Origin of the sequence: Polaribacter sp., from assembly GCF_036480315.1 — a bacterium.
Classification (GTDB): domain Bacteria; phylum Bacteroidota; class Bacteroidia; order Flavobacteriales; family Flavobacteriaceae; genus Polaribacter.
The window spans coordinates 1-19,375 of sequence record NZ_JAZGGG010000015.1 but is presented as its reverse complement, the minus strand read 5'-3'; the positions used below and the strand labels follow the sequence as shown (position 1 = coordinate 19,375).

Here is a 19,375-nt window from a genome sequence, read left to right as displayed (position 1 = left end):
ATTAATAAATTTGTTTATCATCAATCACTTTATAATTAAAGTAAAGGTGATTTATATATATAAGGAAAAAAGAATAATTATATACTCTTTTATTTTAACTTTTTTTAAAGAAAAATATAAAAAAGTTAATTCTTAAAGGTGAAAATTAAGTTTTGTGTACAGAAAAGAACCATTTGTTCCCATTTGAGTAGCGTCCCATAAACCTCCGCTATCTGTAAAACCTTTTTGTTTGGTAGGATAAACATTTAATATATTATTACCCCCAAATTGAATGTTCATTATGGTATTTATTTGGTAACTTAAATGCAAATCTGTTGTAATTTTTGCTTTATAAGTATCTGTTGCAGTTTCTAACCTTTCTATTTTAGAGTTATTAAAGTTTGATATATCTTGATAAATTTGCCAATCAATTAGCTTTATTTTACTGAATCGAGTAAAATTTAATGATGCTTTTAATTTTTTAATTTGGTAGTTAATACCAATATTAAATTTGTTATTTGGTGCAGATGCTAATAAAAATTGTTGATCTCTTTCTCCAAAAAACGTATCTAAATCAAGCATTCTATTTTTTATTTTGGAAATACTCATATGGTTAATGTTTCCAGAAAAATCTAAAGAAACTTCACCGTTCTCTAGCTTTTTCTTCCAATTTAAAACCAAATCAATACCAGTTGTTTTAGTATCTACGCCATTAGCAAAGAATTGAACATTATCAATCCCAAATCCTAAATTAGAAGCATCAAAATTTCCACTTAAGATTATTCTATCTTTTATAGAAACAAAATAAGCGTCAATAGTTGCATTAAAGTTACTACTTAACTTCGTTGTAAAACCAAGACTAAAATTTCTAGCTTTTTCTTCTTTTAATTTATCAATATTAAAAGATCTAGCAATTGGGCTATTATTTGCTATTAAAAAAGATTCAGTTGGTACAATTCCTATAAAATTAGTAAATGTTAAGTTGTAATATACTTGTGCTAAAGAAGGTGCTCTAAACCCAGTACTGAAAGAGGACCGTAGATTAAATTTTGGTGTTATTTTATATCTAGAAGCAAATTTAAAATTTAGAGTACTTCCAAAATCGCTATAATATTCATAACGCAAGGCAGTACCTATCATAAATTTTTTAGAGAAATCAATTTCTGTATCTGCATAAATACTAAAGTTAGACCTGTTTCTATCTACTTTGTTTTCGGGTGAATACCCAGGAAAACCTTGAGAACCTCCAGGTCTTATTTCGCCATTATTTTTTTTGTAATCATTAATTGGTGTTAGAGAGTTTACAAGATTCCCGTGGATATCATAAGCGGCGTAAGAAGCTTCTTCACCAGCAAATATTTTATATTTATCTAACCTGTGTTCTAAACCAAGTGCTATATTATATCCTAAAGAATTGGTTATAAAATATCTAGAAAAATCAATACTAGATGTATTTTGAATTAATTGATGTCCTCCAGCATCAAATTCTGTTGGTGAGTTTTCTTCTAATGTAGCATTTAATGTGTTTTTTATAAAGTATTGAAAATTATTTCTACCAAAAGTATTGTTAATGTCTACGTTCCAGTTTTTAAAATTGGTAATTAATCCCATAGAAAAAGAATTGTCAGAAATATCAGAAGTTATTAATGGATTAAATCCTTTTGGATAAATGTCTAATACGTTTCTTGAGCTATTTTGTTTTCTTGTAAAAGCAAAAGCTTCTGTGTTTTTATAATTAAAACCACCATTAAAGTACAATTTTATGTTGCTATAAATAGGGATTTCAGAATTTACAAAAACACTTATATTTTTAACAGCTGCTTGTCCAAATTTTTCTCTATTATTATTTCCTGGCCTTATTGTATTATCTGTTGATAATACTTCCGTAGTAAAGTTTATAAAACCGTTTTTCATTATTTTGGTTCCATAATTTAAAGCTAATTTGTAAGTTGTTCCGTCAAATTTATTTGTCAGTAGATTGTCTGCATTAGCATTGTAAAGTCCTAAAGTTGAACTTACTGATAAATTATCATCACTATCTTTTAAAACAATATTTATAACACCAGCAATTGCATCAGAACCATATTGTGCTGAAGCTCCATCTCTTAATAACTCTATTCTTTTTATAGCTGAAATAGGAATTGTATTTAAATCTGTACCAGAATTCCCTCTACCTCTTGTGCCGTATAAATTGATTAATGATGCTTGATGCCTTCTTTTTCCATTAATTAAAACCAAGGTTTGATCTGGGCCTAAACCTCTAATGGTTGCAGGATCTATATGATCTGCACCATCTGCACCAGATTGTTTGGTTGCATTAAAAGAAGGAATTGCATATTGTAAAAACTGATTAATTTCTACTTGACTGCTTTTTGATGCTGTTTTTTCTATGTCAATAAAATCAATAGCAACTGGCGTATCATTTGCTACTCTATTCTTATTTCTAGATCCTACAATTTTTATTTCGTCTAATTCTTGGCCAGATAATAATGTAATAGTGTGAAATTTATTTGGTGCTAGTTTTAATGTTTTAGAATCGTGACCTAAAAAACTAATTTTTGTATAATTTTCTTTTTGAATTTCTATTTCGAATGTACCATCTTTATTAGTTGTTGTCCCGATTAAAGATTTTGTATCCTGAATAGTTGCTCCTTTTAAAGGTTGGTTTTCTGAACTTAATACAATCCCTTTAGCAATAAGTTTATTGAAAGTAAATGAACTGTCTATTTTTACTTTCGAGATATTAGTAATGCCCTCTTGTTGAGAGTATTTTCTTTTAGAAAGATTCTTTTTTGTATAAATTACATAGTAATTATTGCCTAAATCATCATAAAGAAAAGGAGTTAGTTTTTGTAATAAAGAAATCGATTCTGTTAAAGATAAATTTAAAAAACCATCATCTTGAATTTTTTTATTTGCTATTAAATTAGCTTCATAAGTAAAGAATATTTTATGTTTATTGCTAATTTCATCTAAAAGTGTAGCCAAAGTAACTACTTTGTTTAATTTATTTTGTGCGTTTATTTTCGCACAATTTAAACCTATAGAAACTAGTATAAATAATTTAATAAACACTAATTTTTGCTTCATTTATTGGTGAAAGTTATGTTACTTTTTACTAATAATAAGTGCTTTATCTTCTTTGGTGATTTTTACATTCACAGATTTTTCTATTGCTTTTAAACAAATGTCTAAATTAGTATTAGGTACAGCACCAGTAATTAGAATGTTTTTACTTTCATTATCTTTAAAAAGGATAGTATAACCGTACGTTTCTTCAATTTTTTCCATTGCGCTTTCTAAAGTAAGGTTTTCAAAGAGAAGAGAACCATCTTTCCATGACGTTTTTATGGTTGGATTGAAAATATTTTTATCTTCTAAAATTTTTCCTTTTTTAGATGAATAAGAAATGTAATTTCCTGGAATCATTTTTTTTTCACCACCATTCTTAAGTTTTAACCAGATATTTCCTTCTTCCAAAAAAACATCAGTTTTTTTCTTTTTAGAATTAACATTAAATGAAGTTCCATAAACTTCCACAGATAAGTCATCTGTTAATACCCAAAATTTTGCATTTGTAACGACCTTTTTATCAACTTGAAAAAAGGCTTCACCAGTTAGCCAAACTTTTCTACTTTCGTTTTTATAATATGATAAACTAGAATTAGAATTTATAGTAACATTACTGCCATCTTGTAGTTTTATTTTTAAAATTTCTCCGTAATTTGTTTTATGAGTAATTTTAGAATTACTATTAATAAAATAAAAACCAACAGAAATTAATAATAGAATAGAAGCAGCAAAACTTAATGGTTTTAAATATTTTATTTTTCTTTTTGAAGCTACTTTTTTAGTTTGAATTTTGGCTTCTAATTTCCCCCATTCTAAAACAATTTTTTCTTTACTAACATATTCTTTATTGAAAGAAATTCCTAAAACAAGATCTTTTGCCTTGTTTACTAATTCTTTTCTATCAGGATTATTAGCAATCCAATAGTCCCAAAAACTAATATCTGTACCGTTTTCTTGTAAAACCCAATTTTTAAAAGATCCATCTTCTAAAAAGTCGTTTATGGTTTTGTACTTTTTTTTAATCATTTCAAAAAATATGTGATGTATTTTAATAAGAGCCTTTTTGTTTTTTTATACTCTTCTTTTTAGATAAAATTTAATTAAATAGCTTAACAATAGCTATTTCTTCTTTTAAACTCTTTATTGCCTTGTGAAGTGTGTTTACAACACTTTGGTAATTTATACCCATTATTTCGGATATTTCTTTAGCTTTTAAACCGCTATAATATTTTAAATAAATAGCTTCTTTTTGTCTTTTTGGTAATTTATTTAATAAACTAGAAAGGTTTTTGTTCTTAAAATTTTCTGTTTCTTGATTTGTTATAACTTCTTCAGCAGTGAATTGAACATCTACAAAAGTTTCCATTGAAAAATCAGTGTGCTTTATTTTTTCATTTTTTTTCATCACTTTTAATAAAAAGCGTTTGTAAGAAGTAAATAAATAAGGAGCAATGGTATCTAAATCACTTAAGTTTTCTCGATGCTCATATATATACATGAAAAAATCTTGTAAAGTATCTTCAGTAAGTGCAACGTTTTTGGAAATTTTTAAACCATAATTGTGTAATTGTGGATAGTAGCTTTCAAAAAGCACAGAGTAGGCATTTAAATCGCCTTCTTTTAGTGATTTCCAAATAAATTTATCAGTTAACTTCTCCATATATGTTTTAAGGGCCGTGTAATAATCTTTAAAAATATAAAAAAAATATGGTTATGTCTTTTCTTTATTGATTTTATTCCGTTTTCATGAAACTTCTTTTATATTTGCAATCGCAAAATTTATATAAATGAAAGCCGGAATTGTAGGATTACCAAACGTAGGAAAATCAACTTTATTTAACTGTTTATCAAATGCAAAAGCGCAAAGTGCAAACTTTCCTTTTTGTACAATAGAACCAAATTTAGGAGTTGTAAATGTGCCAGACAAGAGAATTGAGAAGTTAGAAGAATTGGTAAACCCAGAACGTGTAATGCCTGCTACTGTAGAGATTGTTGATATTGCGGGTCTTGTAAAGGGAGCAAGTAAAGGTGAAGGTTTAGGAAATCAGTTTTTAGCAAATATTAGAGAAACAGATGCACTATTACATGTAATTCGTTGTTTTGATAATGATAATATTATTCATGTAGATGAGTCTGTAGATCCTGTTAGAGATAAAGAAACAATTGATATTGAATTGCAACTAAAAGATTTAGAAGCAGTTGAAAAAAGACTTGAAAGAGTAAAAAGAACTGCAAAAACCGGTAATAAGGAAGCGCAAGCAGAATTGGTGGTTTTATTAAGAATTGAAGAAACTCTATTAAAAGGAATTTCTGTAAGAGCGTTAGCTTTTTCTGAAAAAGAAATGGAGTTTGTACAACCTTTACAATTTATTACTTTGAAACCAGTATTATATGTTTGTAATGTTGATGAAGATTCTGCAGTTTCTGGAAACGACTATGTAGAAAAAATAAAAGAAGCTGTAAAAGATGAAACCGCAGAAGTAATAGTTCTAGCAGTTGGCACAGAAGCAGACATTACTGAATTAGACGATTACGAAGAAAGACAAATGTTTTTAGCAGATATTGGTTTAGAAGAAGCTGGTGTTTCTAGATTGGTGCGTTCTGCATATAAATTATTAAACTTACAAACCTATTTTACAGCAGGTGTAAAAGAAGTAAGAGCTTGGACAATTCCTATTGGTTCAACTGCACCTCAAGCTGCAGGAGTTATTCATACAGATTTTGAAAAAGGTTTTATTAGAGCAGAAACTATTGGTTATGAAGACTATGTAACTTATGGTTCTGAAGCTAAAGTAAAAGAAGCTGGTAAAATGAGAGTAGAAGGGAAGGAATATATCGTTAAAGATGGTGATGTAATGCACTTTAGGTTTAACGTATAACTTTTTTCTATAAGATTTAAGCCTGAAACTTATTTCAGAGTTTAAAATAATAAAAAAAAATCCAATGAATTTTCATTGGATTTTTTTTATTGAAAATTATTAATAGTATTCACTAATTCGATTTAATAACCTTTTTAATAAATTGAATGTCACCATTTTCAGCAATAAATTTAATGAAGTAAACTCCAGATTTTAAACTTGATAAGTTTATTTTTTGATTATTTGAAGTAGTGTTTTTTGAATATACTTTTTTTCCTATAAGGTTGTAAACATCAACTTTAAAACTATTTTTTAATGTTGAATTGATAGTAATATTATCTAAAAACGGATTTGGATAGACTTCAAAATTATTTACAATAGAATTACTTTCTGTATTAAGAGTTCCGTTAAAAAACTTTTCAGCATAAGAAAAAGCATCTTTTCCAATTTTATCACCAATAATTCTACCTTTAATATCATCTATTGGCGGATGAATTCCACCCCAAATTCTAGATAAACTTGTTTGATCTGATGCATCTCTATAAGTTGCCCACTGTAAAGTAAAATCTTCTGTTGGCCCTTCTTCAAAAACTAAAAATTCGTTTTTCTTTACATCAAATGTACCAATTCCTCCTGGAAAAAAAGCATCGTTTGTAATTAAAGTCAAAACTTCTGAAGCAGCTCTAGAAAAAGTAGAATGACCAGAAAGATAGCCAGCAAAAGGAGGTGTAACAAATGAAGGGCGTTGATATGGCCACCAATGTGTTCCTAAAATCCAATCTACACCTGCTAAATCAGTATCTGGATTAGTTATAAAATCTGGTCCTTTCCAAGATTTTACTTTAATTTTTCCTACGTTTTTATTATTGTTTCCTGCTAAAACATCACCATCTTTTATAATTTCAATTAAATTATCAATCAAAGGTAAGCCATGAACATTATAGCTTGGTAAATTAGCATCAGAACTTTGTCCTTTTGTAGCCATATATCTTATGGCAGAAATAGGCCTTATATAATCATAATAACCTTTTATTCCCCATGTATTTATTGCAGAATCGTGCATAGCACCAGCTAAAACTAAATAACTTTTCACATCCCATTCTAATGTAGGTAATTTTCTTTTTGATGCTCCAAATGTTGTGCTAGATAGTGGATGATCACTAACATAATTTAAGATTGTAAACCAATGACCCGGAGGTGTTTCTGAATCCGGTCCATCAGCCCAAAATTCTGCTAAAACTCTAGAGTAATCTGCTCTTTTAACAATGTTATTTGCATATGGTTTTGAAGTTTTTGGATTTAATTTATGTCCTTTTCCAGAATCTCCTCCTTCTGTAAAATTATAAAAATCTTGATACTCTTGAAAAGTAATTGGAAAATCATCGAGATCTGTATTTCCAATATTAGCCGGAGAAATATTCATTAAAACATTATCTGTAGGGTCTAATTGAGCAGACCAAGCAATTACTAAAGAAAAATGCCATTTATAAGGATCTTCTATTCCATTTTCATTAGATTCTTGAATATAAACAGGTGGTCCTGGATTATTATAAACATAAGAATCAAAACCATTATTTAAGATTTCTAAATCTTCATTTTTTAACGTAAATGGAGTAACTTCTCCCCATTCTGGACTTAAAAAATTAGGAGTGTTAAAAGGAAAAGGATTCCCTGCTTGGTCTATAAAAACATCAAAAGCTAATGGCTGCCATCTATTAGGGTCTATTTGATCATTATCTTCGTATAACTTTAAAACTAAAGGGTCATTTGCATTTTTATAATATCTATTATCGTATCCGTTTGCTTCATTGGCGCCATCTTGCATTCCAAAATCAATCATCTTTTCAGCCATAAAGTTTCCTAAAGCGGCAAAAGAACCAGTATTGTAATCTGTTGAAACAAAATCTTTGTCATAACCAAGTGAAGTAAAAAAAGTTTCAAAATCTGATAATGTTTCAGTTGAATTAGGTGAGTTTTTAAATCGGTGATTTAACAATCTAAACAGCGCATAACTAATAATTTCTTCGGTAGCTTCTTCTTTATCTGTAGGAGTCGAAATAGGGGTGTAGTCTGTAGTATAATCACCTAGAGTATTTCCTAAAAAGACTGTTTGAGCAGTTTCATCAAAAATAGCCCAAGCATCATACATAATTATTGAAGTATGAAATAAATTCCTTGCATGTATTGTAGGTCTTGCAAAATCGTTTCTAATTGCATCTAAAAGGTGTTCATTCCATTCTCTAGCAATAGAATGTTGACTTTTAATTGTAATTGGAAGTAAAAGAAATAATAAGAAGAAAAACGAAAACTTACTCTTTTTAATCATTTTGTTTTTAAATATATATTGAAAAACAAAATTATCAAAATTACTTGATTAACAAAGAATATCTTACAATAGTTTTCAGGAAAATAATTAGTATGCAAAGTTTAAAATAAAATCAAGTGGTTAAGATTTTAACTAAAGAATATAAAAATATTAATTTGTTTTTTTTTAATTTATTTTATGATAAATGTTTTTTTTGAAGAGTCTTAAAATAGTACTATATTTGCACTACAAGACAGAATACACTCCACTCAATACACTAAGTTAGCATTAGTTAAATTTTCCAGTTAGGTATTTTATCTTTTCAGAATATTAATTTAAAAAACCTTAAATACATTAATGGCAAAATCGCAACAAACATTTAGTAAAAGTGAAAAAGAAAAAAAACGCTTAAAAAAACGTTTAGATAAGCAAAAGAAAATGGACGCTAGAAAAGCGGACAAAGAAGAAAATGGGTCAACTGGTATTCAGTTTGCATATGTAGATCATAATGGAAACTTAACAGATACTCCGCCAGATCCAGAATTAAAAGTAGAAATTGAACTTGAGGATATTGAAATCTCTGTTACTAAAAAAGAAGATTTACCAGAAGAAGATCCTGTAAGAAAAGGAAAAGTTTCATTTTTTGATTCTTCTAAAGGGTTCGGTTTTATTATTGATACAGAAAACAATGAAAAATATTTTACTCATATTAGTGGTATTATAGATGAAATTGTTGAAAATGACAAAGTTTCTTTTGAATTAGAAAAAGGAATGCGTGGTATGAATGCCGTAAAAGTGAAAAAGATTTAATGTCTTTATTTAATAAAAAATTTAAAGTCTTTTCATTTATTTGAAAAGGCTTTTTTATATATAATTCTTAATTTAGAAAAATCTTACAAATTATAAAACTCCATACTTTCAGTAATTAAGTTTTCAGGAACTCTACAATCAATTTTATAATCTTCGTAATCGTTCAATAAAACAAAATTTACTTGTCCATTTACATTTTTCTTATCGTGTTTTAGTAATTCCATAATTCCAGAAAAATCCTCTTTTAAAAGGTTTGTTCTGTTATAAATTGATAAAACAACTTCTTTTACTTCGTTTACTTTTTCAGTTGGAAAACCTAATAGTTTAGAAGATATAAAACTTTCACAAACCATTCCTATAGCAATTGCTTCGCCATGAGTTAGGTTTTCTTTGCCTTCAGATTCTAAGTAAAAAGACTCAATTGCATGACCTAAAGTGTGTCCAAAATTTAAAATTTTCCGTAAATTTTGTTCTTTAGGATCTTGTAATACAACTTCATTTTTTATTTCTATAGAGCGATATATTAAATCATTGATTTCCAAACCCTTATTGTTTTTTATCTCATTAAATAGTTTAACATCATAAGTGATGCCATATTTAATAATTTCTGCTGTTCCGGACTTAATTTCTCTGTCTGTAATTGTCGTTAAATAATCTGTATCCACCAAGACCATTTGAGGGTTTGCAAACAATCCAATCTGATTTTTCAACACACCTAAATCAATACCCGTTTTTCCACCAACTGAAGCATCTACCATAGATAATAATGTAGTTGGTATGTTTACAAAATCAATTCCACGTTTAAAACAAGAAGCCACAAAACCACCTAAATCGGTAATAACACCACCACCTAAAGTAATCACTAAACTTTTACGATCTCCGCCTAATTCTGTTATTGCATTCCAAACACCAATACACGTTTCTATGTTTTTATTGATTTCTCCAGATTCAATTTCTATGACTTCAATTCGTTTATCTGTAGCTAAATTTGGAATAAACTTTGGATAACAATGCTCAAAAGTATTCTCATCGACCAAAATGAAGATGGTAGAATAGTTGTTGTTTTCTATTAAAATAGAAAGTTCTTTATATGCTTTTCCTTGAAAATGAACAGGATAGCTAACAGCTTTTATAGATTTCATTATAAAAATATTGAATGTGCAAATTAAAAATAAAATATTCAATTATTACCATTCAATAGTTATATTTGTTTCACTAAAATGATATTTAATGAAACTTTTTGATAATACCCAAGTTGCCTTTTCTTTAAAAACAGATTCGCAATTAGAAAGAGCTTATTTTTTATTTAGAATGATACAAAACCAACCAATGGTAAGAATTGGTAGTGCTGTAACCAATTTTGCGTTAAAAGCACATTTACCAATAGAAGGATTAATTCGTTCTACTGTTTTCGATCATTTTTGTGGAGGAGTAACAGAAGAAGATTGTTTGCCAATTATAGATAATATGTATAATAATGGTAATGTACACAGTGTTTTAGATTATTCTGTAGAAGGTAAAGATCAAGAAGTTAGTTTTGATGGAGCGTTAGAAAAAATTCTAAAAATAGTTAATTTCTGTGAAGAGAAAAAATCAATTCCTTATGCGGTTTTTAAACCAACAGGTTTTGGACGCTTTGCGTTATATCAAAAAATATCTGAAGGAAAAGAACTTACAAATGATGAAACAGAAGAATGGAATAGAGTAGTAGCCCGTTACCATAAAGTATGTAAAATAGCGGTACAAAAAGACGTTCCTTTATTAATTGATGCAGAAGAAAGTTGGATGCAAAAAGCCGCAGACGAATTGATTGAAGAATTAATGGAAACCTATAATAAAGACAAAGCTATTGTTTTTAATACACTACAAATGTATCGTCATGATAGATTTCAATATTTAGAAGATTTACATGCTAGAGCAAAATTGAAAGGCTTTTACATTGGTTTAAAAATAGTTCGTGGCGCTTATATGGAAAAAGAAAGAGAAAGAGCTGAAGAAAAAGGATATCCGTCACCAATTTGTGAAAACAAAGAGGCAACAGATATTAATTATGACAAAGCCATAGAATACATGATGTTACATCCCAAAATGGCACTTTTTGCAGGAACACATAATGAAGACAGTTCATATTTAGTAATGGATTTAGCTAAAAAATACGGAATTAAAGAAGATGACAATAGACTATGGTTTGGTCAATTATTTGGTATGAGTGACCATATTAGTTACAATCTAGCAAATAAAGGCTATAACGTAGCTAAATACCTGCCTTTTGGACCTGTTAGAGATGTTATGCCGTATTTAATTAGAAGAGCAGAAGAAAACACTTCTGTTGCTGGACAAACAAGTAGAGAATTAAATCTACTAAAAACAGAACGAAAACGTAGAAAATTATAATGACAACTGTAGAAGAAATTAAAACATTATTGCATAAAAATAAATTGAGATTGAACCAAGAACTCTCTCAAAGTAAGGAAGCAATGCATTTAATCAAAAAATCTACACACGTAAAATTATCAATAGAAGAAAAAGAAAAAATAAAAACCCAACTATTAGATATTTGCAAATCCATACCATCTTTGGCAGTATTTTTATTACCAGGTGGCGCTTTATTATTACCACTTTTAATAAAGTTAATTCCAGATATATTACCATCTGCATTTAGAGAAGATCCTTTAGAAAAATAATTTGGGCGTTCCTTTATACTGAAAGCATTCTGGATAAAGGCCGCGCTTTCCATTATATCTTTTTTTTATTAAGTCATTCCAAAGAAAATTATTACTTCCTGTGGTAATCTCCTTATTAATATTCAGAATTACTTAATAGGTGAAAAAAGGATGCCATTTCAATCTCTAACGCACTTTTCAATTAGTATTATTGAAGATTTTATAAAGATATTGCTCTATCATATTCTACAAATTTCTTTTAATTTAATTAATAAAAATTAGAAGAAACGAAACTTATTAGCCTTTAAATCTATATCAAACAAAAATAAGTGTTCATAAATTAAATAAATCACATAGAAACAACTACTTTTGCACGAAATTTAAGAATACGCAAATGCAACCAATTAGAAACATCGCTATTATAGCCCATGTCGATCACGGAAAGACAACCTTAGTAGATAAAATTATAGATCAAGCAAAAATATTAGACGATCGTAAAGAACGTACAGATTTATTGTTAGATAATAACGATTTAGAACGTGAAAGAGGAATTACAATTCTTTCAAAAAACGTTTCTGTAATGTACAAAGGCACAAAAATCAATGTAATTGATACTCCTGGTCACGCCGATTTTGGTGGAGAAGTAGAGCGTGTATTAAAAATGGCCGATGGTGTTTTATTATTGGTTGATGCTTTTGAAGGGCCTATGCCACAAACTCGTTTTGTATTAGGTAAAGCTTTAGATTTAGGATTAACACCTATTGTAGTTGTTAATAAAGTAGATAAAGAAAACTGTACGCCTGATATCGTTCATGAAAAAGTTTTCGATTTGATGTTTGCTTTAGAAGCAACTGAAGAGCAATTAGATTTTGCTACTATCTATGGTTCTGCAAAGAACAACTGGATGAGTACAGATTGGAAAAACGAAACTGATAATATACTTCCTTTATTAGATGCTGTATTAGAATCTATTCCAGAGACTAAGTACAACGAGGGAACTCCACAAATGCAAATTACTTCTTTAGACTTTTCTTCTTTTACAGGAAGAATTGCTATTGGACGTATTTTTAGAGGTGATTTAGAAGCTGGTAAAGATTACATGTTATGTAAAGCAGACGGTTCTACTAAAAAAGTAAGAATTAAAGAACTACACGTATTCGAAGGAATGGGTAAAGTTAAAGTTGATAAAGTTCCTTGTGGAGATATTTGTGCAATTACAGGTATTGAAGGATTTGAAATTGGAGATACAATTGCAGATTTAGAAAACCCAGAAGCATTACCAAGAACAGAAATTGATCAACCTACAATGAGTATGTTGTTTACAATTAACAATTCTCCTTTCTTTGGTAAAGAAGGTAAATTTGTTACTTCTCGTCATATTCGTGACAGACTGTTTAAAGAATTAGAAAAAAACCTTGCATTAAAAGTTGAAACTACTGATAGTGAAGATAAATTTAACGTTTTTGGACGTGGAGTTTTACACTTATCAGTTTTAATTGAAACAATGCGTAGAGAAGGTTATGAATTACAAGTGGGAAGACCACAAGTAATTATTAAAATGATTGACGGTAAGAAACATGAGCCAATGGAAACATTGTCTATTGATGTACCAGAAGATATGGCTTCTAAAGCAATTAATTTAGTATCTCTTAGAAAAGGAGATATGTTAATTATGGAGCCTAAAGGAGATTTACAACATTTAGAATTTTCAATTCCTTCTAGAGGTTTAATAGGTTTAAGAAATAGAATATTAACAGCAACAGGTGGTACAGCAATTATAAACCACAGGTTCAGTGAATATGGTCCATATAAAGGAGACTTTACTGAAGAAGTAAAAGGAGCAATTGTTTCTTCTGCTGCTGGTAAAGCAACTGCTTACGCTTTAAACCGTTTACAAGATAGAGGTCGTTTCTTTATTGATATCAATCAAGAAATTTATGTTGGTCAAGTAATTGGAGAAAACAGTAAGTCTGATGAAATGGCTGTTAACTTAATTAAAGGAAAGCAATTAACAAACATGCGTAAATCTGGTACAGATGAAGCTATGAAAATTGCACCAAAAGTAGATTTCTCTTTAGAGGAAAATATGGAATACATTAAAGCTGATGAGTATTTAGAAGTAACACCATTAAGCTTACGTATGCGTAAAATTGTATTTAAAGGATAATAATAATTCTTTTCAGTCATTTCTGATCGATAAGAAATCTCATATAAAATTAAAAAGCTCAAGTTTTAACTTGAGCTTTTTTTATGCTTTTTAATGAACCCTATTTTTCATCAGTTGCTGCATCAATTTCTTCAATCATTTTTATAGCTTCTGCTCTTGGTGGATATCTCTTTGAAACAATAACACCAACAAGCATTGCAACTGCAAAAGAAGGAGCAAGTACATCAAGTGCAACAAAATACTCTCCAACACTAGACATTTCTTTAAATACAAAATTGAATAGTATTACTGATACAAAACCTGAAATCATAGATGCAATAGCTCCTTTTTCAGAATACCCTTTCCAAAAAAGAGAGAGGATAATTACAGGACAAAAAGTTGCGGCAATGCCTGACCAACCAAATAGTATTACCCAAAATATCTGCCTATCAGGAGATACATAGTTCATAACCATGGCAATTATTAAAGCCGTAAAAGCCATTATAACTGTAGAGATTCTTGAAATTTTTGTTAAACTTTCATCTTTTATATCTGGTCTAAATATTTTCTGATAGAAATCACGTGTAATTGCACTGGAAGCTAATATTAAAAGAGAATCAATTGTAGACATTATTGCCGATAAAACAATGGCAACAAAGATGGCAACCAAAATTGTTGGTAAAAATTCTTCAGTAATCATACTCAAAACATTATTACCATCATTCCCTAAAATAGCTTCAGGGTCTTGTCCTTCACTTGTAAAATAAATACGAGCAAGAATTCCAATAGTTACTGCTGCTGCATCTGTTAGTAGTGTAAAAAGAACGGCAACCCATTTCCCTTTATTTATTTCGTTTTCATCCTTTATAGACATAAATCTCACATACACCTGTGGAGATCCAAGAAAACCAAGACCAATCATAGAAAACCCTAAAATGGTAAAAAGATTCATCCATCCATTAGTGCTTCTACCCATTATTTGTGTTAGAGTAGGGTCTATAGCATTTAAACCTGCCGTAATTTCTGCGCCATGATCCATAGAGAACCAAACAACTATTGGTAATAAAACCAAGCCAAAAAACATGAGTAATCCTTGAAACAAATCCGACCAAACTGCAGCTACAAAACCACCAATAAAAATATATGCTAACACAATAAAAAAACCAACGATTGCGCCTATTTTATAATCAATACCAAGCATCGATTTGAAAGCGACACCAGTAACGTCTATTTGAGAAGCCACATAAATAACAATAAAAACTACAAGTATAGATGCAGCTATAATTCGAAGTGTGTTTGTAGATGATTTAAAATGACTATGCAAATAATCAGGAATTGTAATTGCGCCATAAGCATCAGATCTTTTTTTGAATCGTTTTGCCATAAATTGCCAGGAAACAAAGACGCCGAGTAATTCTCCAACAACAACCCAATAACCAGAAAACCCTGCCATAGCACCCATTCCAGTAAGTCCAATTAATAACCAACCAGATTCTCCAGTTGCTCTTGCTGAAAAAGCAACTGCCCAAAAGCCCATTTTTTTTCCACCAACATAATAGTCACTCATGCTTTTTATGCGTCGAGAAGCTAAAATTCCTATTAAAAATAAAACACCAACATAAACAGCTAATACAGCTATTTTGATTATAAAATTTTGGTCTTGCATAGTTATAACTATTTTTGGTTCGTTTTCAAGTGGTTAGCTAAAAGAAAATCTTAAAAAAGATATAAAATTACGTTTTAAGATTCTGTAAAGTAGTTAAAAAATAAAAAATAAATTGTGATTTTAGTACAAAATCGTTTATAATTCACTTAAAATGTAACAAAAAAGCATAAAAATTGACTATATTTGAAATATTGGATAATTTCATAAATTAATCCAATTATTTAGTTGGATTTAGGGATTGACCTTGGATTTGTACATTAAATGAACAAAAAAAAGCAAAAATCATTTGAATTCTAACGAACATACTTCGCAAACACTTCAATCTTTAGACGAATTAATTTCAGCCCTTTCAGAAGGAGAGAGGACGACTTACAATCACATAATACATTCACTAAAACTACCAACAAATGCTTTTGAGAAGTATTCTTCATGGTCAGATGAATGTTACACTAGAAATTGTATTGCTAACAATGATAAATTTGAATTGATTTTAATTTGTTGGTGTAAAGGGCATCGAACATCAATTCACGATCATGGAGGTGAAGAATGTTGGGTAAAAGTAATTGAGGGTGAATTCAAAGAAACTATTTTCAAAAAAGATGAAATAGGAGCGCTTAATTTAGTGAAATCTACTATTTCAAAACTGAATGAAATAACTTATATGAAAGATTTTATGGGTTTTCATCGATTAGAAAATGTATCTAATAAAAAAAGTATGTCACTTCACCTGTATGCAAAACCAATTCGTAAATGCAATATTTTTGATGAAAAATTAAAAATATTTGTAAATAAAGATTTGACTTATAATACGACTGCATAATTAATCAAATAAAAAAAATTTAAAAAGCGTAAACAAGCATGTCTAGCATACATAAAGATTTAACTTTATTTAATGAACTCGTGGAAGCTTTAATTAGTGAAGAAACGGAAAACCCAGTAGCAGAAAGAATAGAGTCGAGTAAATTGTACGAGTCTATTGACCTTTCATTAAATGATGCTGCAATGATAGATGATGAGTTTAAAACACTACTTCATGAAGTTCTAATTTCTACACCAAAAACAGCAACAAACTTATTTTTTAATCAACTTTTTGGAGGAAGACAGAGCAAAGCAATTTTAGGAGATTTATTGGCTGTTATGCTTAATAATAGCATGTATACATACAAAGTTGCGGGTCCACAAGTTGGTATCGAGCAACAAATTATTAGACAATCTTGTGATTTAGTTGGTTATGGTTCTAAAAGTAACGGTACATTTCCAACAGGAGGTTCTATGAGTAATTATATGGCTTTGATTATGGGTCGTGATGCTAAAGATCCTGATTGCAGGTTAAACGGAATGTCTAAACCAATGATTATTTATACTTCTAAAGAATCTCATTATTCAACTTCTAAAAATGCAAGTTTTGCAGGAATTGGAAGAAATAATATCCGTTATATTAAAGCAGATTCTAAAGGAAGAATGATTCCTGAACAATTAGAGCATCAAATAAAAGAAGATATTAGTAAAGGATTTATTCCAACTTATGTGAATGCAACTGCAGGAACAACCGTTTTAGGAGCTTTTGATCCTATTGATGAAATTGCTGACATCACCGAAAAATATAAAATTTGGCTTCATATTGATGGAGCTTATTGTGGTAGTGTTATTTTTAGCGATAAATACAACCATTTGGTAAAAGGAGTAGAGAGATCTAATTCGTTTAGTTATAATGCACATAAAATGCTTGGAACACCATTAACGTGTTCTATTATTTTAGTAAATGATAAAAAGCATTTACACAATTCTTTTAGTAATGATGCAGATTATTTATATCAAACAGATGGAGATGATTTTAACTTGGGTAAAACTTCTTTTCAATGTGGAAGAAGAAATGATGCTTTAAAGTTTTGGACACTTTGGAAATCAGTTGGAACAAATGGTTTAAAGAAAATTGTAGAACAGCAATTTAATTTGGCAGATGTTGCTCTTGCCTATATTAGAAGTAATCCTGATTATACATTGTATAGTTTTGATGATTCAATTTCAATATGTTTTAATTATAAAAATGTAGATCCAACGGTACTTTGTACAGCTTTGTATGAACATAAAATTACAGTTGTTGGTTTTGGTTCTTTTGAAGAAGATACGTTTGTTAGATTGGTAACAATAAATGCTAATAATGAGAAACAAGATATCTTGAATTTCTTTAAAGTGTTAGAAGAATTTGTAGCAAAAACACCCAGTTTAACAAAATGATAAGAATTAAGTATTTAAAAGATTACTAAACTCTTTAATCTACTTATTATTACTTTAAAATGCTCATTATTCTTTTGCTATCTAAAAAACGTTAATGTTTAATGACACTTTATTTTATTAAACATTTTATCTTTGCAATATGAGTGAATTTAAAGATTTTTTTGAAACATTAGAACAAAGCCTAAAAAACGATGAGTTTGTAAAACTAACATTAAGCAAGCCTATTAGAAAAAGTGAAGGATTGTTAAACGTTTACATGCGTTTGTTTGTTATTGATGGTAAAGAAGTTTTTGAACTTAAATACCGACATGAAGAAGAGAATAAATTCAAACAATTTACTTTAAATGAAGTATATTCTGAACTAGAAGCATTATTATTAGTTAAATTTAGAACCGGAACTTTATTTACATTAAGTGAAGATTTATTAGTAATGGTTTCTAAAAAGAAAGCAGTTTCATATAGAGATAATGCTCCTAGTTTTAAAAATAAATTACCAGAAATAGATCCTCAATCATAGAAAACGTTATTAATTTACTTGGATTCAATGTTCTAACGCAACAAAGCGTTTAGGTTTTTGATGTTACTAAGCTACAAATTTCAGCTCAATATCCATCATTTCTTTAGGTGTTTTATATCCAATAATTTTTCTTGGTCTATTGTTTAGTTTTTGTTGAATAATTTGCAGTTGTTTTAAGTCAATTTGGTTAAAGTTTGTTCCTTTTGGTAGATACCTTCTAATGAGTCCATTTGTGTTTTCATTTGTACCTCTTTCCCAAGAAGAATATGGATGTTCAAAGTAAATTTTCATACCTGTTTTTAGAGTAATTTTTTCATGTCTTGCCATTTCAATTCCGTTGTCATATGTCATTGATTTTTTATAAATAGGATTTAATTTGTTTAATATTTTAGAAAATTCTTTAGCTACTTCGTTTGCTTTTTTAGATTCTAATTTTAGAATTAAAGTGAATCTTGTTTTACGTTCTACAATAGTTCCAATAGCACTTTTATGGTTTTTACCAATGATTAAATCACCTTCCCAGTGCCCAACTTCATTTCTTAGTTCAATATGCTTGGGTCTACTGTCAATACTGACCTGATTTATAATTTTAGATCCACCACCACGTCTTTTTTTATGAGGTCTGCGTCTTGTTTTTTTACGTACGAGAAGTTTGATTAACTTTTTATTTAAACTTGCTTGTGGTCTTGTATAAATATGTCTGTAAATTGCTTCGTGTGAAATAGTCATTATTGGATTATTCGGATATAATTCTTTAAGTCTTCCCGATATTTGTTCAGGAGTCCAATTAGATAATAGACCTCTATAGATAAAAAATTTAAGTAGTGAGTACGTACTTATTTTATCAAGGTTTCTTTTGTTTAAATAATCTTCTTTAGCACACCAATGTGCAAGATCTGCATCGTAAACATCTTCTTTATTTTGCACCCATTTATTGACTTCTCGAGTAATTGTTGAGCGTGCTCTTTTTAGTTTTTTAGCAATGTAAGATTTTGACTTTTTTTCTTTTAAAAGAGTCTCAATTTGAACTCTTTCTTTGCGTGTAAGTCGTCTATGTTTTTTTACTTCCATTTTACAAATCTATTATTTTAGATTTGTTGCGTTGAGTTATTGAATGGAGG

The 19,375-nt window shown here is 29.1% G+C and carries 15 protein-coding genes; 8 read left to right on the top strand and 7 right to left on the bottom strand.

What is annotated here, in order from left to right; genetic code table 11:
• Positions 1–132: 132 nt before the first annotated feature.
• The 3 genes from V3V28_RS02805 to V3V28_RS02795 form a co-directional block, all read right to left on the bottom strand.
• The gene (locus V3V28_RS02805) at positions 133–3,069 is read right to left on the bottom strand and encodes a TonB-dependent receptor (RefSeq protein ID WP_331363506.1); all 2,937 of its coding nucleotides are present in this window, start codon (positions 3,067–3,069) and stop codon (positions 133–135) included.
• Between the two features lie 18 nt (positions 3,070–3,087).
• The gene (locus tag V3V28_RS02800) at positions 3,088–4,077 is read right to left on the bottom strand and encodes a FecR family protein (protein ID WP_331363505.1); all 990 of its coding nucleotides are present in this window, start codon (positions 4,075–4,077) and stop codon (positions 3,088–3,090) included.
• Positions 4,078–4,147: 70 nt separating this feature from the next.
• On the bottom strand, positions 4,148–4,711 hold the full coding sequence (locus V3V28_RS02795; RefSeq protein WP_331363504.1) for an RNA polymerase sigma factor: 564 nt from the start codon (positions 4,709–4,711) through the stop codon (positions 4,148–4,150).
• Between the two features lie 127 nt (positions 4,712–4,838).
• On the opposite strand from V3V28_RS02795, the gene ychF reads away from it, so the two are divergent.
• The gene (gene ychF / locus V3V28_RS02790) at positions 4,839–5,930 is read left to right on the top strand and encodes a redox-regulated ATPase YchF (RefSeq protein ID WP_331363503.1); all 1,092 of its coding nucleotides are present in this window, start codon (positions 4,839–4,841) and stop codon (positions 5,928–5,930) included.
• 112 nt (positions 5,931–6,042) lie between these two features.
• On the opposite strand, the gene V3V28_RS02785 is transcribed toward ychF, so the two are convergent.
• Entirely contained in the window at positions 6,043–8,235 is a 2,193-nt protein-coding gene (locus tag V3V28_RS02785; protein WP_331363502.1) for a T9SS type A sorting domain-containing protein, read from the bottom strand.
• A 336-nt stretch (positions 8,236–8,571) separates the two neighbouring features.
• Between V3V28_RS02785 and V3V28_RS02780 the strand changes: the two genes are divergently transcribed.
• Entirely contained in the window at positions 8,572–9,024 is a 453-nt protein-coding gene (locus V3V28_RS02780; protein ID WP_331363501.1) for a cold-shock protein, read from the top strand.
• Positions 9,025–9,107: 83 nt separating this feature from the next.
• Here the strand turns inward: V3V28_RS02780 and aroB are convergent, their stop codons facing one another.
• The gene (gene aroB, locus V3V28_RS02775) at positions 9,108–10,166 is read right to left on the bottom strand and encodes a 3-dehydroquinate synthase (protein ID WP_331363500.1); all 1,059 of its coding nucleotides are present in this window, start codon (positions 10,164–10,166) and stop codon (positions 9,108–9,110) included.
• 88 nt (positions 10,167–10,254) lie between these two features.
• On the opposite strand from aroB, the gene V3V28_RS02770 reads away from it, so the two are divergent.
• The 3 genes from V3V28_RS02770 (at position 10,255) to typA (ending at position 13,854) form a co-directional block, all read left to right on the top strand.
• A complete protein-coding gene (locus V3V28_RS02770; RefSeq protein WP_331363499.1) occupies positions 10,255–11,418 on the top strand; it encodes a proline dehydrogenase family protein in 1,164 nt (387 codons plus the stop codon).
• Positions 11,418–11,708: an LETM1 domain-containing protein gene (locus V3V28_RS02765; protein WP_331363498.1), complete on the top strand. Its 291-nt coding sequence runs from the start codon at positions 11,418–11,420 to the stop codon at positions 11,706–11,708. The genes V3V28_RS02770 and V3V28_RS02765 overlap by 1 nt, the downstream gene beginning before the upstream one ends.
• Positions 11,709–12,081: 373 nt before the next feature.
• Positions 12,082–13,854, top strand: coding sequence for a translational GTPase TypA (gene typA, locus V3V28_RS02760; protein ID WP_331363497.1), 1,773 nt, complete (start codon positions 12,082–12,084; stop codon positions 13,852–13,854).
• Positions 13,855–13,954: 100 nt separating this feature from the next.
• Here the strand turns inward: typA and V3V28_RS02755 are convergent, their stop codons facing one another.
• A complete protein-coding gene (locus tag V3V28_RS02755; RefSeq protein WP_331363496.1) occupies positions 13,955–15,499 on the bottom strand; it encodes a sodium/proline symporter in 1,545 nt (514 codons plus the stop codon).
• Positions 15,500–15,785: 286 nt separating this feature from the next.
• On the opposite strand from V3V28_RS02755, the gene V3V28_RS02750 reads away from it, so the two are divergent.
• The 3 genes from V3V28_RS02750 to V3V28_RS02740 all read left to right on the top strand — a co-directional run bounded on the left by V3V28_RS02750 (position 15,786) and on the right by V3V28_RS02740 (position 18,254).
• Positions 15,786–16,319 (top strand): cysteine dioxygenase, encoded by a 534-nt coding sequence (locus tag V3V28_RS02750; RefSeq protein ID WP_331363495.1) that lies wholly within the window; start codon positions 15,786–15,788, stop codon positions 16,317–16,319.
• A 38-nt stretch (positions 16,320–16,357) separates the two neighbouring features.
• A complete protein-coding gene (locus V3V28_RS02745; protein WP_331363494.1) occupies positions 16,358–17,737 on the top strand; it encodes a pyridoxal phosphate-dependent decarboxylase family protein in 1,380 nt (459 codons plus the stop codon).
• A gap of 139 nt (positions 17,738–17,876) precedes the next feature.
• Positions 17,877–18,254 (top strand): hypothetical protein, encoded by a 378-nt coding sequence (locus V3V28_RS02740; RefSeq protein ID WP_331363493.1) that lies wholly within the window; start codon positions 17,877–17,879, stop codon positions 18,252–18,254.
• A gap of 66 nt (positions 18,255–18,320) precedes the next feature.
• Here V3V28_RS02740 and V3V28_RS02735 read toward each other — a convergent pair whose 3' ends face one another.
• Positions 18,321–19,325: an IS30 family transposase gene (locus V3V28_RS02735; RefSeq protein ID WP_331363492.1), complete on the bottom strand. Its 1,005-nt coding sequence runs from the start codon at positions 19,323–19,325 to the stop codon at positions 18,321–18,323.
• Positions 19,326–19,375 lie beyond the last annotated feature (50 nt).